Origin of the sequence: Marmoricola sp. Leaf446 (genome assembly GCF_001424755.1) — a bacterium.
Lineage (GTDB): Bacteria > Actinomycetota > Actinomycetes > Propionibacteriales > Nocardioidaceae > Marmoricola.
In genome coordinates this window covers 15,917-30,522 of sequence record NZ_LMRF01000004.1, presented here as the reverse complement: position 1 = coordinate 30,522, position 14,606 = coordinate 15,917, and the positions used below count along the sequence as shown (strand labels likewise).

14 protein-coding genes are annotated in these 14,606 nt (G+C 75.0%); 5 read left to right on the top strand and 9 right to left on the bottom strand.

The genetic code is table 11. The features are described from left to right. Positions 1 to 39 precede the first annotated feature (39 nt). Positions 40 to 1,083: a M57 family metalloprotease gene (locus tag ASG49_RS11790; protein WP_056542111.1), complete on the bottom strand. Its 1,044-nt coding sequence runs from the start codon at positions 1,081 to 1,083 to the stop codon at positions 40 to 42. Positions 1,084 to 1,240: 157 nt separating this feature from the next. Continuing rightward, positions 1,241 to 2,992: a serine/threonine-protein kinase gene (locus ASG49_RS11785; protein WP_156384315.1), complete on the bottom strand. Its 1,752-nt coding sequence runs from the start codon at positions 2,990 to 2,992 to the stop codon at positions 1,241 to 1,243. 101 nt (positions 2,993 to 3,093) lie between these two features. Here ASG49_RS11785 and ASG49_RS11780 point away from each other — a divergent pair, with 101 nt between their 5' ends. Beyond that, on the top strand, positions 3,094 to 3,612 hold the full coding sequence (locus ASG49_RS11780; RefSeq protein WP_056542107.1) for an SRPBCC domain-containing protein: 519 nt from the start codon (positions 3,094 to 3,096) through the stop codon (positions 3,610 to 3,612). 45 nt (positions 3,613 to 3,657) lie between these two features. Here ASG49_RS11780 and ASG49_RS11775 read toward each other — a convergent pair whose 3' ends face one another. The 3 genes from ASG49_RS11775 to ASG49_RS19475 form a co-directional block, all read right to left on the bottom strand. Next, the gene (locus ASG49_RS11775; RefSeq protein ID WP_056542105.1) at positions 3,658 to 4,746 is read right to left on the bottom strand and encodes a branched-chain amino acid aminotransferase; all 1,089 of its coding nucleotides are present in this window, start codon (positions 4,744 to 4,746) and stop codon (positions 3,658 to 3,660) included. Positions 4,747 to 4,888: 142 nt separating this feature from the next. Continuing rightward, positions 4,889 to 5,965 carry a 3-isopropylmalate dehydrogenase gene (locus ASG49_RS11770; protein ID WP_056542103.1) on the bottom strand — a complete coding sequence of 359 codons (1,077 nt, stop codon included), beginning with the start codon at positions 5,963 to 5,965 and terminating at the stop codon, positions 4,889 to 4,891. A gap of 10 nt (positions 5,966 to 5,975) precedes the next feature. Next, positions 5,976 to 6,098 (bottom strand): hypothetical protein, encoded by a 123-nt coding sequence (locus ASG49_RS19475; RefSeq protein WP_255355130.1) that lies wholly within the window; start codon positions 6,096 to 6,098, stop codon positions 5,976 to 5,978. 361 nt (positions 6,099 to 6,459) lie between these two features. Here ASG49_RS19475 and ASG49_RS11765 point away from each other — a divergent pair, with 361 nt between their 5' ends. Next, positions 6,460 to 7,026 (top strand): O-methyltransferase, encoded by a 567-nt coding sequence (locus ASG49_RS11765; RefSeq protein ID WP_056542101.1) that lies wholly within the window; start codon positions 6,460 to 6,462, stop codon positions 7,024 to 7,026. Here the strand turns inward: ASG49_RS11765 and ASG49_RS11760 are convergent. Then, positions 6,965 to 7,696, bottom strand: coding sequence for a YitT family protein (locus ASG49_RS11760; RefSeq protein WP_056542099.1), 732 nt, complete (start codon positions 7,694 to 7,696; stop codon positions 6,965 to 6,967). The two genes, ASG49_RS11765 and ASG49_RS11760, sit on opposite strands and share 62 nt — an antisense overlap. A 62-nt stretch (positions 7,697 to 7,758) precedes the next feature. On the opposite strand from ASG49_RS11760, the gene ASG49_RS11755 reads away from it, so the two are divergent. Together ASG49_RS11755 and ASG49_RS11750 are read left to right on the top strand one after the other, a co-directional pair. Further along, positions 7,759 to 9,195, top strand: coding sequence for a PLP-dependent aminotransferase family protein (locus ASG49_RS11755; RefSeq protein WP_056542097.1), 1,437 nt, complete (start codon positions 7,759 to 7,761; stop codon positions 9,193 to 9,195). 52 nt (positions 9,196 to 9,247) lie between these two features. Further along, on the top strand, positions 9,248 to 10,963 hold the full coding sequence (locus tag ASG49_RS11750; protein ID WP_056542414.1) for an alkaline phosphatase: 1,716 nt from the start codon (positions 9,248 to 9,250) through the stop codon (positions 10,961 to 10,963). A gap of 84 nt (positions 10,964 to 11,047) precedes the next feature. On the opposite strand, the gene serA is transcribed toward ASG49_RS11750, so the two are convergent. The 3 genes from serA to ASG49_RS11735 form a co-directional block, all read right to left on the bottom strand. Next, on the bottom strand, positions 11,048 to 12,658 hold the full coding sequence (gene serA, locus ASG49_RS11745) for a phosphoglycerate dehydrogenase (protein ID WP_056542095.1): 1,611 nt from the start codon (positions 12,656 to 12,658) through the stop codon (positions 11,048 to 11,050). Positions 12,659 to 12,748: 90 nt separating this feature from the next. Next, positions 12,749 to 13,276, bottom strand: a complete 528-nt coding sequence (locus tag ASG49_RS11740) for an MSMEG_6728 family protein (protein WP_056542093.1) — start codon at positions 13,274 to 13,276, stop codon at positions 12,749 to 12,751. A 33-nt stretch (positions 13,277 to 13,309) separates the two neighbouring features. Further along, complete coding sequence (locus ASG49_RS11735) at positions 13,310 to 14,014, bottom strand: DsbA family oxidoreductase (RefSeq protein ID WP_056542091.1); 705 nt, start codon at positions 14,012 to 14,014, stop codon at positions 13,310 to 13,312. Between the two features lie 36 nt (positions 14,015 to 14,050). Here ASG49_RS11735 and ASG49_RS11730 point away from each other — a divergent pair, with 36 nt between their 5' ends. Then, a complete protein-coding gene (locus ASG49_RS11730) occupies positions 14,051 to 14,599 on the top strand; it encodes a GNAT family N-acetyltransferase (RefSeq protein WP_156384314.1) in 549 nt (182 codons plus the stop codon). Positions 14,600 to 14,606 lie beyond the last annotated feature (7 nt).

Genomic DNA, 14,606 nt, shown 5'->3' with positions numbered 1-14,606 from the left:
CCGTGCCGGGTCGGCGCCTCGGGACGTCGGGACGTCGCGTCAGGGTGCCGCGGGGACGAACGGCGCCATCGCCACGGCGCCCTCGGAGACGGTCCCGGCCGTGAGCGCGCGGGCCAGGCCGTAGCGGTTGACCAGCCCGACGGTGAGGCAGCCACCGGTCTCGCCGGCGGGCTGCGACCAGCGACCCTGGGTCGCCGGGACCTGGTGCCGGATGACGTCCGACGGCTGGTGCGCGCAGTCACCGGCCCAGCCACGGACCTCCACGACGGCGCCGTCGGGCACCGTGGTCGGCGGCCGCCAGGTCACGTCGAGCCCGCCCGAGGTGCCGACCTCGATGCGGACGTCGGACAGCGCACCGGGCAGCGGGTCGATGAGGCACCACCCCTGCGGGGCGAGCCGGGCGGTCCCGCCGTAGAGCCGCACCAGCCGGGAGGCCAGCGGGGCGTCGATCGTGCGGCAGCCGTAGGCGCCGGGGTGCTCGGTCGCGACCACGCCGCAGCCCGCGACGTCGAGCACAGGACCCATCAGCGAGCAGGGCGCGGTGGTGTGCTCGAAGCCCAGCACGTGGCCCAGCTCGTGGGCGAGGACGTTCATGACCTCGACGCGGGTGTGTGTGCTGGTGGCGTCGGCCGTCCGGTACGCCGAGCTCAGCTCGACGAACGCACCGCGGGTGCGGCCCACCGTGGCCAGCCCGGCCGCGCCGCCGGTGCTGCCGTAGGACACCGTCACCTGCGCGAGCCGGCGGTTGGTGGTGGGGACGAGGGTGATGCGCGAGCCGGAGGCGTTCCACTTGGCCACCGCGGTGCGCAGGCTCCAGTCCCACTGCGCCGGCAGGGTCTCGCGGACGTAGAGCCGCGACCCGCGCCAGGCGATGGCCGCCCGGGAGGTGCTGGAGGTCCGCGCGCGGACCGCGTCGTCGCCGAGGTGGAGCAGGCGGGCGTCCTCCTGGGACGCGGCGGCAGCCGCGGCCGGGGCAGCCGTCGCGGGGGCGAGCGGGGCCAGCAGCGCTGCCAGCAGGGCGAGCACGACGGCGGTCAGCAGGGCGGCGAGGGACCGCGGTGCGGACGTACGACGAGGGCTCATGTCCGTATCGTGGCGTGCTGGCCGGGATAGGTGAACTGCCCGGATTCTGCGCACTAGACCGGCCACGCGGAGTCGCTCGAACCGGTGGTGGGGCGGCCCCGGGGTCGCTATGCGACACCGGCAGCGGAGCGCCGGTCCGCAAACAGGAGCCGGCGGCCTACCGCCAGGGGGCGCCCACCCCCGGCGCCCAGTTGGGCCCGGCCGAGAACAGCAGCCCGAGCACCACCGCGGCGCCGAGCAGGGTCATGGCGGCCACGAACCAGCCCACGAACTCGGTGCGCGCGGTGCGGGTGACCAGCGCCCGCGTGGTCTCGCGCAACCGCTGGGACCCCGGACCCCACCACAGCGTGGGCACGAAGCCGACGCCCGCGAGGACCAGGCAGGTGCTGAGCGGCTGCTGGAGGAGGTAGCCCACCGAGAACGCCGCCAGCGCCACCACGGCGGCGACCACCACCCCGGACAGCGCCCCGACCAGGGCCACCGCGGCGTACCCCGGGGAGGCGACGACGGAGGCCGGCACGTCCCACCAGCGCTCGCGACCGCGCAGCCGGCGGCGGCGCTCGTGGCGCTGCCGGGTGACCGAGGCGGTGCGCAGCACCAGCACGACCAGCCCGACCAGGGCGGTGCCGAGGTAGGGGGCGTAGGCCACCACCGACCCCGCGAGCGCCCCCAGCCCGACCAGCTGCAACAGCCGCTGGGCCCGGCTGGCCTCCGGCGGCGTCGGCGCCAACCAGGGCGGCGGGCCAGCCGGCAACGGGCGGGCACGGGTCGGGTCGGCCGACACGACCGGGCCGTGGCCGGGCGGAATCGGACGGTCGGCGTGGAGCACCTGCGTGGCCGCCTCGGGGCGCGCGGCCGGCGGCTGCTGGTAGGGAGCGGCCTCGCGGTAGGCCGGGATCTCGGTGGTGGCCGGGTCGTCGTACGCCGCGGCGGCGGGCGCGGGGTCGCCCGCGCGTCCGAGCCTCGTCCCGCCGTCGTCGACCGGGGCGGGGACGGCGGCACCGGCAGCACCGGCGGTCGCGAACGGCATCGTCCACTGCTCCGGCGCCGGGGCGGTGGGGCGGCGGCCGGCGGACCGCCCCGGGCGCGGCTCGAGCCCGGCCTGCAGCAGGCCGACCCGGTCGCGGATCTCGGGCACCGTCGGGCGGTCGCCGGGCTCGGTGGCCAGGCACGCGGTGAGCAGCCCCGCCAGCGGCTCGGGCACGCCGGTCAGGTCGTGCTCGCCGCGCCGGACGCGGTCCATCACGCCCATCCACGGTCCCCCGCCGTAGGGCGAGCGGCCGGTCGCGGCGAAGACGAGCGTCGCGGCCAGGGCGTGGACGTCGGAGGCGGCGGTCGCGTCGTCGCCGTACAGCACCTCGGGCGCGAGGTATCCGGGCGTGCCCAGCAGCCAGCCGGTGCGGGTCAGCCGCGGGTCGTCGGAGACCCGCGCCAGCCCGAAGTCGATGAGGACCGGCGAGCGCCCCTCCATCAGCACGTTGGTCGGCTTGACGTCGCGGTGCAGCACGCCGACGTCGTGGACCGCCTGCAGCGCCTCGGCCAGGCAGGCGGTGGCGTGGAGGAGGTCGCGACCCTGGACCGGGCCCTCCTCGTCGACGTGGTGGTAGAGCGACAGGCCGGGGACGTAGCGCGTCACGACGTAGGGCATCGGGCCGTCGGGGTCGGCGTCGATGATCTCGGCGATGCGCGGGCTGCGGATCCGGCGCAGCGAGCTGACCTCGAGCGCGAGCCGCTCGCGGGCCTCGCGGTCACCGATGACGTGGGGGCGCAGCACCTTGAGCGCGACCCGGCTGCCGTCCGGCGCCATCGCCAGGTGGACCACGCCCATGCCGCCCTCGCCGAGCTGGGCGAGGAGCCGGTAGGGGCCGACGTGCTCCTCCGGCTCGTCGCGGCGTGCGCTGCTGGTCACCGGCACACGGTAGCCCGCGGCCCGAGGCCCGACCGGCCCTCGACGCGGGTGTCGTGACCTGCGCGACACCCGCGCCGGCGGTCCACGTAGGCTCGGACGTCATGACCACCGACGAGGGCACGACCGAGACCCCCGCCGACGCCCCGGTCGGGACCCCCACCGGCACCGCCCGGCACCGCACCGCCCGCGTGAGCGTCGACGTCCTGGCCGAGCCCGAGCGGATCTGGACCGCGCTGGTGCGGCCGATGAGCCTCGCCACCTGGCTGGGCCGCGTCGTCGAGGGCAACCCCGGCCCCGGCCCCGGGTTCGCGCTGGAGCACTCGCGCGGCCAGCGCTCGCGCCACACGGTGCGCCGCTGGGAGCGGCCCCGTCGCCTGGCCCTGACCTGGGACTTCCCCGACGAGGCCCGCAGCAGCGTCGGCTTCGACCTCGAGGTGCTGCCCGAGGGCACGCGCGTCACCGTGGTCCACGAGGACCTCGACGACCCGGCGTCGTACGCCGCGGGCTGGCACCGCCACCTGCAGTACCTCGCCGCCCACGTCGACGGCGAGGCGCTGCCGTGGGACGAGTTCTGGGACGGCTACGACGAGCTGCGTGCGGCGTACGCCGCCACGGCCTAGCCACCCGCAGGACCCCGGACACCCCGGGGTCACCGCCCGGGTCGTTCAGACGACCCGGTGCATCCAGCCGAAGGCGTCGTCGGCGCGGCCGTACTGGATGTCCACGAGGTCCTGGCGGATCTCGAGGGTGAGCGGGCCGGCCTCCTCGGTGGCCCGGCCGCTGACCTCGCCGCCGTCCCAGCGCAGCGTGCCGACGGGCGTGACCACGGCGGCGGTCCCGCAGGCGAAGACCTCGGTGATCTCGCCGGAGGCGACGCCCTCGCGCCACTCGTCGATGGCGAACTTGCGCTCCTCGACCCGGTGGCCCTTCTTCTGGGCCAGCTCGATGATGGCCGAGCGCGTGATGCCCTCGAGGATGGTGCCGGTCTCGGGGGTCACGACGTGGCCGTCGGCGTGGACGAAGTAGAGGTTCATGCCGCCGAGCTCCTCGACGTGCTTGCCCTCGGCGGCGTCGAGGAACACCACCTGGTCGCAGTCGTGGGCGGTGGCCTCCTGCTGCGCCACCAGCGAGCTGGCGTAGTTGCCGCCGGTCTTGGCCGCGCCCATGCCGCCGCGGCCGGCGCGGGTGTAGTCCTCGGTCAGCCACAGCGTGAGCGGCTTGACGCCGCCCTTGAAGTAGGCGCCCGCGGGCGAGGCGATGACCATGAACGTCACGTGCTGGGCGGGCCGCACGCCGAGGAAGGCCTCGGAGGCGAACATGAAGGGACGCAGGTAGAGGCTCTTCTCCCCCGTGCCCTCCGGGACCCACCGCTGGTCGACCTCGACGAGCGCGTCCACGCAGCGCACGAAGTCCGCAGGCTCCAGCACGGGCAGCGCCAGCCGGTGGCTCGAGCGCGCCATCCGCGCGGCGTTCTCACCGGGGCGGAAGGTCCAGACCGACCCGTCGTCGTGGCGGTAGGCCTTCATGCCCTCGAAGGTCTCCTGCGCGTAGTGCAGCACCGCGGTCGCGGGGTCGAGGCTCAGCGGTCCGTACGCCGTGACCCGCGCGTCGTGCCAGCCCTGCTCCGGCGTCCACTCGACCGTGAGCATGTGGTCGGTGAAGTGGGTGCCGAACCCCGGGTTGGCCAGGATCTCGGCCAGCTCGGACTCGCTGCGCGGGGAGGTCGACGTCGTGACGGAGATGTCGAGGGTCATGGGGGCACGCTATCTCTCGGGTCGGGGGCGGCAGTTTCCCAGGTGATGAACCCGAACCGCCTCCTCGCACACGGTGCGACGTGTGTGAGGACCCGGTCTGGGTTCATCACCTGGGAAACCGGACCGCAGGCGCCGCAGTGGGTCAGCCGGCGACGCGGGCGGCGACGGAGTCGCCGACCTCGGTGGTGACGACCGGGGCGCCGGGGGTGCGGGCGGCCAGCTCGTCGACCACCGCACGCTCGACGCGGGCGGCGGCGTCGTCGAGGCCGAGGTGCTCGAGGAGCAGCGCACCCGACAGGATCGCGGCCACGGGGTCGGCCTTGCCCTGGCCGGCGATGTCGGGGGCCGAGCCGTGGACCGGCTCGAACATCGACGGGGAGGTGCGGTCGGGGTTGACGTTGCCGCTCGCGGCCAGGCCGATGCCGCCGGTGACGGCGGCGGCCAGGTCGGTGACGATGTCGCCGAAGAGGTTGTCGGTGACGATGACGTCGAAGCGCGAGGGGTTCGTGACGAGGTGGATCATCGTCGCGTCCACGTGCATGTAGTCGACCGTGACGTCGGGGAACTCCGGCGCGACCTCCTGCACCAGCCGCCACCACACCGCGCCGGCGTGGACGAGCACGTTGGTCTTGTGGACCAGCGTGAGCTTGCGGCGACGCTTCCGGGCACGGTCGAAGGCGTCGCGCACGACGCGCTCGACGCCGAAGGCGGTGTTGACCGAGACCTCGGTGGCGACCTCGGCCGGGGTGCCGACGCGCAGCGCCCCGCCGTTGCCGGTGTAGGGGCCCTCGGTGCCCTCGCGGACGACCACGAAGTCGACCTCGCCCGGCTCGGCCAGGGGTGAGGCCGCGCCGGGGAAGATGCGCGACGGGCGCAGGTTGACGTAGTGGTCGAGCTCGAAGCGCAGCCGCAGCAGCAGGCCGCGCTCGAGGAGGCCGGGCGGGAGGTTCGGGTCTCCCGGCTTCCCCCCGACGGCGCCGAGGAGGATCGCGTCGTGTGCGCGCACCTCCTCGAGCACCGTGTCGGGCAGCACCTCACCGGTGGCGAGGTAGCGCTCGGCGCCGAGGTCGTAGCGGGTGGGCTCGAACTTCACGCCGGTGGGCGTGGCCTCGAGCACCTTCAGGGCCTCGGCGGTCACCTCGGGCCCGATCCCGTCGCCGGGGATGACGGCGAGCTGGACGGAGCGGGAGGCGTCGGGGGTCACGGGGGCATCGGGCATGCGGGCGATGCTAGTTGTCGTCGGGACGCTGCCCGCCGGCGTCCCGCAGGTCGAGCGCGGTCTGCAGCGCCCGGTAGGTGGGGCTCTCGGGGTTGTTCTTGGCGGGTCCCCACTCGGGGTAGAGGTCGTACATCGTGGTGTCTCCTGGTTCGCGGATCGGATGTGGATCGACGCGAGGGAGGTGGACGGTCTCAGACGACCGCGGATCGCGCGGCGGAGGCCCGTCCGGCGAGAGGTGAGGGGTGGACGTCTCTGCCTCGCTCGCGGAGAGGGTGACAGGCCGTCAGTGGCGTGTGCGTACGCCGGACTCCGCGGCGAGGTGGCCCGTCAGTCAGGCCCCGCCACGGCAGCGAATAAGTACGCACTGGTTCCGCATGGTCCGAACAGCCTGGGCCCACTCGTACGCCGTGACCACCCCTCGGATGATCCGTCCCATTCAGTGAGACGGATTCTCGCGACCGGGGCGGATGGCCACGATTTGCGAGACTGGTCACATGAGCGCCCCACCCGACCTGCCGCCGATCGTGTCGCGGGCCTTCGACGTCTCCCGGCGGGCCGGCTACGTGTCCTTCTGCCGCAACGAGACCGGGCGGCTGCTCGCGGCGCTCGCGGCCACCCGCAGCGGGATCATGGCGGAGTTCGGCACCGGCTGCGGGGTCGGCACCGCCTGGCTGCGCTCGGGGGTGCGGCCCGGCGCGCACATCCTCTCCGCCGAGCTCGACCCCACGCTCGCCACCGCGGCGCAGGACATCTTCACCGACGACCCGCAGGTCGAGGTGCTGGCCGCCGACTGGTCGACGCTGCGCAACAAGGGGCCCTACTCGCTGCTGTTCCTCGACCCCTCGGTACCCGAGGACGCGAGCGCCGAGGCGGTGGCCGACCTCGTCGAGCCCGGCGGCATCGTGGTGCTCGACGACTTCACGCCGTGCGAGTTCTGGCCGCCGATCACCGGCGGCCGCGTCGACGTGCTGCGCGAGACCTGGCTGACCGACGAGCGGTTCACCGCGGTCGAGGTGATGGTCGCCCCCGACGCGGCCGTGCTGCTCGCGACCCGTCGTTGAGCTCGACGACGCACCACGGCAGCATCAGCTGCACCAGCGGGCCGACGGCGAGCGCGTAGAGCAGCGTGCCGAGGCCCACGACGCCGCCGAGCAGCCAGCCGAGCGCGACGACGGTGGCCTCGATGCCGGTGCGGACGACCCCCACCGGCAGGCCCGTACGACGGTGCAGCCCGGTCATCAACCCGTCCCGGGGGCCGGGCCCGAACTGGGAGCCGATGTAGAGCGCGGTCGCCAGCCCGTTGAGGACCACCCCGCCCACCAGGAGCAGCACCCGCAGCCACAGCTCGTCGGGTGCGACCAGCACGGCCAGGGCGCGGTCGGCGACCAGCCCGACCACGAAGGAGTTGGCCACCGTGCCCAGCCCCGGCTGCTCGCGCAACGGGATCCACAGCAGCAGCACCAGCAGGCTCATCACGATCACGGCCGTGCCGATGGACATCGGCAGGTAGCGCGCCAGGCCCTGGTGGAGCACGTCCCACGGGGAGTTGCCGAGGGTCGCCCGGATGACCATCGCCAGCGTGACGCCGTACAGCGTCAGCCCGACCGCGAGCTGGCCCAGCCGGCGCGGGAGCCGACCGGCGCGCAGCTGGGCGACCGGACCGAGGGCGGCGAGACGGCGGTCGCGCCGGGCGGTCGGAGCCGGGTCGTCGAGGGTGGGGCAGCTCGTCATGGGTCCATCGTGGCCGAGAAGTGGCCTGGTTGGGCATGGCCAATCGTGATTCACTGGCCTGCATGTCCCGTCACCTAGCCGCCTCGCGGGTGGCCACCCTGCTCGGCGACTTCGACCGCTCCCCCGCCTACCGCGGCCTGGCCGAGGGCCTGCGGGTGCTCATCACCGACGGCCGCGTGCCCGTCGGGGTGCGCCTGCCGAGCGAGCGCGACCTGACCGAGGCGCTCGAGGTCAGCCGCACCACCGTGGCCCGGGCCTACGCCGAGCTGCGCGACCACGGCTTCCTGGTCTCCCGCCAGGGGTCCGGCAGCGTGGCCCACCTGCCGGCCGGACGCCGCGGCCACGACGACCACCTGCTGCGCCTGACCGAGCACCCCGACGGCAAGACCGACCTCACCTGCGCGGCCCCGCTGCCGGGTCCCGGGCTGCTCGCGGCCTACGAGCGGGCGGTGGCCGAGCTGCCCCGCCACCTCGCCGGGCCGGGCTACTTCCCGACCGGCCTGCCGGTGCTGCGCGAGGCCGTCGCCGAGACGTACGCCGCCCGCGGGCTGCCCACCAGCCCCGACCAGGTGATGGTCGTGCCGGGCGCCCAGGCGGGGGTCGCCATCGTCGCCCGGGCGCTGCTGGGCGCCGGCGACCGGGCCGTGACCGAGAGCCCGACCTACCCCAACGCGATCGCCACGCTCGCCCGGAGCGGCGCCCGCGTCGTGGGCGTGGACGTGCCCCGCGACGCGACCGACACCGAGGCGATGACCACGACGCTGCGCCAGGTGGTGCCGCGGGCGGCGTACCTCATCCCGGACTTCCACAACCCGACCGGCTCGCTGCTGCCCGACGAGGCCCGCGAGCGGGTCGCGCACGCGCTGGCCCGGACGCGCACCACGGCCGTGGTCGACGAGTCGATGGCGGCGCTGGCGCTGGACGGGCAGCAGGTGCCGGCGCCGTTCGCGTCGTACGCCGCGGACGCGGTGAGCGTCGGCAGCGTCAGCAAGCCGTTCTGGGGCGGGCTGCGCATCGGCTGGATCCGGGTGCCGGCGGCCCACCTGGACGCGGTGTTCAAGGCGCGCCTCACCCTCGACCTCGGCACCTCGCCGCTGGAGCAGCTGGTGGCCGCCGACCTGCTGCGCGACGGCGCCGAGCTGCTGGAGCACCGCCGCGAGCAGCTGCGTGCCTCCCGCGACGCGGCGCTGCTCGCCCTGGCCGCGCACCTGCCCGACTGGCGCCCGACACGGCCCACCGGCGGCCTCAACCTGTGGTGCGAGCTCCCCACGGCGCTCTCGACGGCGCTGGTGCCCCGGGCCGAGCGGCACGGCGTGCTGCTCGCCTCGGGCCCCAGCTTCGCCCCCGAGGGAGGGCTCGACCGGTTCGTCCGCATCCCGTTCACCCAGCCGGCCCACGTGCTCACGGCCGCGATCGAGCGGCTGGCGCCGGCGTGGCGCGAGACGCTGGCGGACCCCTACCCGCGGCCGCACCGCGCGACCCCCGGGCTGGTGGCCTGACGTTCACCCGGACGTCGGACAGCGGTCCCCCGACGACGATGTGATGGGCGCCATGCACACCTCTCGGACCGATCTCCCCGGCACCACCTCGCGCCGGACCCTCGTCAGGACGGGCCTGGTCACCGGCGCCGTCGTCACCGCCGGCGGGTTCGCCGGCCCTCGGCCCGCGCTGCTGGACACGCGGGCCTCGGCCGCGTCGCCCCGGCTGCGCCGCAACCCCTTCACCCTCGGCGTCGCCAGCGGCGACCCCAGTCCGGGTGGGGTGGTGCTGTGGACCCGCCTCGCGCTGGACCCGCTCAACGACTCCGGCCTCGGCGGCATGCCGCGCCGCGACTACCAGGTCCGCTGGCAGCTCTCCCGCGACCGGCGCTTCCGCCGCGGCGTGCGCACCGGCACCGCGCGGGCCGCCTCGGCCGCCGCGCACTCGGTGCACGTGGAGCCGTCGGGGCTGCGACCGGGCACCGAGTACTTCTACCGCTTCCGCGTCGGCCAGTGGGTCTCCCCCGTCGGCCGCACCCGCACCGCCCCGGCGTACGACGCGAGCGGCGGCACCCTGGCGATGTCGTTCGTCAGCTGCAGCCAGTACGAGCACGGCTTCTTCACCGCCTACCGCCGCCTCGCCCAGGACGAGCCCGACCTGGTGCTGCACCTGGGCGACTACCAGTACGAGTACACCGCCGACGCCTACGTCGCCCCCGGCGGCAACGTGCGCGACCACCGCGGGCCCGAGACCACGACGCTGGCCGGCTACCGGCAGCGGCTGGCGCAGTACAAGTCCGACGCCGACCTCCAGGCCGCCCACGCCGTGGCGCCGTGGCTGGTGGTCTTCGACGACCACGAGGTCGACAACAACTGGGCCGACGACGTCGCCGAGAAGCCCGAGGAGAGCGCGGCGCTCCCGGCCCGGCGGGCCGCGGCCTTCCAGGCCTACTACGAGAACATGCCGCTGCGCCGCACGTCGGTCCCGCGTGGCCCGGACATCTCGATCCACCGCCGGCTGCAGTGGGGACGGCTGGCCAACTTCCACATGCTCGACACCCGGCAGTTCCGCGACGACCAGGCCTGCGGCGACGGCTACGACGACTGCCCCGACGCCGACGCCCCGGAGCGCTCGCTGCCCGGCCTCCAGCAGGAGCGGTGGCTGGCCGACGGCTTCGCCCGGTCCCGCGCCCGCTGGGACGTCCTCGGCCAGCAGGTGTTCTTCGGTCGTCGCGACAGCACCGCCACCCCTGACAACACGGTCTCGATGGACGCCTGGGACGGCTACCGCGCCTCGCGCGACCGCGTCGTGCGGTCGTGGCAGTCCGCCGGGGTCCGCAACCCGGTCGTGCTCACCGGCGACGTCCACGCCCACTGGGCCTCCGAGGTGCTCCAGGACTTCCGAGCGGCCGACTCCCCCGTGGTGGGCTCGGAGTTCGTCTGCTCCTCCATCACCTCGGGCGGCGACGGGTACGACGAGCCGACCGGCCAGCACCCGTGGGCGGCGTACAACCCCAACCTGCGGTTCTGGACCAACCTGCGCGGCTACGTCAACACCCGGATCACGCCGCAGGCCTTCGAGGTCGACTACCGGTGCGTCACCCGGGTCAAGATCCCCGACCAGCCGGTCTTCACCCGGGCACGGTTCGTGGTCGAGGACGGCGTGCGCGGCATGCGCCAGACCTTCGACAACCCGCTGCCGACGCGCGGCTCCACCCTCCGCGCCCTCCCCGCCCCCCGCACCGACGCCCAGAAGATCGCCGACACGCTTGCGGCCGAGACGCAGTAGACCGGCGGGGTAGTCCGAGACGAAAAGCACCACCACGGGCCCCGGACCGGTGCCGATCGTCTCGGACTACCGGGCCGCCACGGGCTACAGGTCGATCGCCCGGGCGGTCTCGGCCTGGATCGTCACGCGGATCTCCTCCAGCACCTCGGCCGGCACCGAGGAGTCGACCGACAGCGCCACCAGGGCGTGACCGCCGCGTCGGTCGCGGGAGACCTGCATGCCGGCGATGTTGACGCCGGCCCGGCCGAGGATGCCCCCCACCACCCCGACGACGCCGGGGCGATCGGCGTACCGCAGGAAGGCGAGGTGGTCGCTGGGCTCGAGGTCGACGTCGAACCCGGCGACCTCCACCACCCGCTCGCGCTGGGTGATGCCGACCAGCGTGCCCGACACCGACACCGAGGACCCGTCGGCGAGGGTGCCGCGCAGGGTGATCAGGTTGCGGTGGTCGGGGCTCTCGGACTCGGTCAGCAGCCGCACCTCGACGCCGCGCTCGGCGGCCAGCAGCGGCGCGTTGACGTAGGACACCGTCTCGCCCACCACGTCGGCGAAGACGCCCTTGAGCGCGGCCAGCTCGAGCACCTTGACGTCGTGGTCGACGATCTCGCCCCGCACCTCGACGTCGACCTGCTGGGCGACCTCGCCGGCCAGGGCGGTGAAGATGCGGCCGAGCTTCTCGGCCAGCGGGATGCCGGGTCGCACCACCTCCGCGATGGAGCCGCCCTGCACGTTGACGGCGTCGGGCACCAGCTCGCCGGCCAGGGCCAGCCGGACCGACCGGGCGGCCGCCAGCCCGGCCTTCTCCTGCGCCTCGTGGGTGGCCGCGCCCAGGTGGGGCGTGGCCACGACGTTGTCGAGCCCGAGCAGCGGCGAGCCGGTCGCGGGCTCCTCGGCGAAGACGTCGAGCCCGGCCGCGGCGATGCGCCGGGTCTTGAGCGCGTCGAAGAGGGCCGCCTCGTCGACGATGCCGCCTCGCGCGGCGTTTACCAGGATCAGGCCGGGGCGGGCGAGCGCGAGCTCTGCGGCCCCCACCATCCCGACGGTCTCCGCGGTGCGCGGCAGGTGGACGCTCAGCGCGTCGGACTCGCGCAGCAGCTCCTGCAGGCCCACCATCCGCACGCCCATCTGCGCTGCCTTGCCGGCCCGCACGTAGGGGTCGTGCGCGAGCACCTGCATCCCGAACGCGGCCAGCCGCTGCGCCACGAGCACGCCGACGCGACCGAGGCCGAGGATGCCGACGGTCTTGCCGTAGAGCTCGGTGCCGGTGAAGCGACCGCGCTCCCACTCCCCGCGCACCAGCGCGGCGTGGGCGGGACCGACGTGGCGGGCGGCGGCGAGGAGCAGCGCCACGGCCAGCTCGGCGGCGCTGACCACGTTGGAGGTGGGCGCGTTGACCACCATCACGCCGGCCTGCGTGGCGGCGCGCACGTCGACGTTGTCGAGCCCGACGCCGGCGCGGGCGACGACGCGCAGCCTCGGGGCGAGGGCGAGCGCCTCGGCGTCCACGCGGGTCGCCGAGCGCACCAGCACCGCCTCGGCCTCGGGGAGGGCGGCGAGCAGCGCGGCGCGGTCGGCGCCGTCGAAGCGGCGTACATCCACGGCCTCGCCGAGCGCGGCTGCCGTCGCCGGGCTGAGCTCCTCGGCGACGAGGACGACGGGCCGGCGGGGCGGACGGGGTGCGGGCGTGGTGGTCACGGCAGTCCTGACGTGGGGCCTGACGGGGTGAGGGGCACGACGCTGTGCGCGCCGGTCAGCCTACGCGAGGGTGGCGGCGCCCACGGCGGGTCAGCCTTGGCGACCCCCACGCGGCGGTGAGGGCACGAACCGTGCGGACGCCTCGCCCTCGGTGATCTCGCGGGGCTCCGGGCCGGGCCACACGTAGGCGAGGTCGGCCGCCACGTCGGGGAACATCGGGCCGTAGTGCTCGGGGTCCTTGCGCAGCAGCGCCGACCGGTGCGAGCGGTGGACGGACTCGTGACCCCACCACCAGGGGACCTCGCCCGCGCCCTCCAGCTCGGCCTGGGTCCGCACGCGCGCCACCCCACCGGCCGCCAGCTCGGCCCGCAGCGTCTCGGCCACCGTGTCGGCCCGACCGGCCTCGACCCACACCTCGCAGCAGGTCAACGAGTAGCGGCCCAGGGCCTCCAGGCACCCGGTCCACATGGTCACCGCGGGGTGCCGCCGCCAGCCGTAGCCCGGCACGGTCAGGCCGCGCACGACCTGGAGGCACTCCACGCGCTGCTTGCCCAGCCGCTTGGCATCCAGCGCGCGGGCCGACGCCTCCGGGTCGGCGTACGGGAGGAAGGTCTGCACGACGCAGCCGGTACCCAGCCGGACCGCCTCGGGTCAGATGGCGCAGCCGTCGGGGCCGCAGGCTTCGTCGGTGCCGCCGACCGTCTGCAGCCGCGGGTGGGCGTCGTCCCAGGCCTGGGTCAGCACCTGCGTGAACGTCTCCGCTGGCTGCGCGCCCGCGATGCCGTAGCGGCCGTCGACGACGAAGAACGGCACCCCCGTGGCGCCGTACGCCGCGGCCTGGCGGACGTCGGCCTCCACCGCGTCGGCGTACTGCTGGCTGCCGAGGACCTCCTCGACGCGCGCGGCGTCGAGCCCGACGGTCGCGGCAGCGGCGCGCAGGACGCCGTGGTCGGCGACGTTCTCGGCACGCACGAAGTACGCCGCCAGCAGCTCCTCCTTCAGCGCCACCTGCGTGGCCGGGCCGCTCTCCAGGGCGAGGTGGAGCAGCCGATGGGCGTCGACGGTGCCGACGTGCTGGGCCTCGCCGAGACGGAACAGCAGCCCCTCCTCGGTGGCGACCGCCTCCATCTGGTCGACCATCTGCTGGCCGGCGGCCGGGCCACCGCCGTACTTGCGTCCCAGCGACTCGGCGACCGTCTCGGTCGGCTCGAGCGGGGCCGACGGGTCGAGCTGGAACGAGCGGTAGACCAGCTCGACGTCCCCGCCGTGCTCGAAGCCCGCCAGCGCGGTCTCGAGCCGGCGCTTGCCGACGTAGCACCAGGGACACACGACGTCGGACCAGATCTCGATTCTCACGTGCGTCCCAACCGCCCGAGGTGGTCGACTGTTCCCGTGGACGACCTGACGGACGTGGTGGTGGCGACCGAGCGGCTCGTCGTACGCCCCTGGCGACACGCCGAGGCCGCCCGGCTGCTCGACATCCTGAGCCGGGTCGAGGTGGTGCAGTGGCTCGACGACGGGCCGCCGCAGCTGATGGCCGACCTCGACGAGGCCCACGCCCGCATCGACCGCTACCGCGGGCTCGCGACGGCGCCGCCGATCGGCTTCTGGGCGGTCGTGCCCCGGGCCACCGGGATGCCCGTCGGGTCGGTGCTCACCCTCGAGCTGCCCGAGGCCGAGGCCGGCGAGGTCGAGATCGGCTGGCACCTACACCCCGACAGCTGGGGCCAGGGGTGGGCGCGCGAGGCGGCCGCCGCCGTCCTGGCCCGCGCGTTCGACCACGGGCTGGACGAGGTGTGGGCGCTGACCCACGTCACCAACCACCCGTCGCGAGCGGTGGCCTCCGCCCTCGGCATGCGCGACCTCGGGGTGCACACCTGGTGGTACGACGAGCCCTCCCAGGTCTTCCGCGCCAACCGGACCACCCACCCCCGACCCTGACCCCGCC

Bases quoted from the DNA above. Each gene is read 5' to 3' on its own strand.
- ASG49_RS11790 (WP_056542111.1), bottom strand. From the start codon at position 1,083: ATGAGCCCTCGTCGTACGTCCGCACCGCGGTCCCTCGCCGCCCTGCTG.
- ASG49_RS11780 (WP_056542107.1), top strand. From the start codon at position 3,094: ATGACCACCGACGAGGGCACGACCGAGACCCCCGCCGACGCCCCGGTC.
- ASG49_RS11775 (WP_056542105.1), bottom strand. From the start codon at position 4,746: ATGACCCTCGACATCTCCGTCACGACGTCGACCTCCCCGCGCAGCGAG.
- ASG49_RS11770 (WP_056542103.1), bottom strand. From the start codon at position 5,965: ATGCCCGATGCCCCCGTGACCCCCGACGCCTCCCGCTCCGTCCAGCTC.
- ASG49_RS19475 (WP_255355130.1), bottom strand. From the start codon at position 6,098: ATGTACGACCTCTACCCCGAGTGGGGACCCGCCAAGAACAACCCCGAG.
- ASG49_RS11765 (WP_056542101.1), top strand. From the start codon at position 6,460: ATGAGCGCCCCACCCGACCTGCCGCCGATCGTGTCGCGGGCCTTCGAC.
- ASG49_RS11760 (WP_056542099.1), bottom strand. From the start codon at position 7,696: ATGACGAGCTGCCCCACCCTCGACGACCCGGCTCCGACCGCCCGGCGC.
- ASG49_RS11755 (WP_056542097.1), top strand. From the start codon at position 7,759: ATGTCCCGTCACCTAGCCGCCTCGCGGGTGGCCACCCTGCTCGGCGAC.
- ASG49_RS11750 (WP_056542414.1), top strand. From the start codon at position 9,248: ATGCACACCTCTCGGACCGATCTCCCCGGCACCACCTCGCGCCGGACC.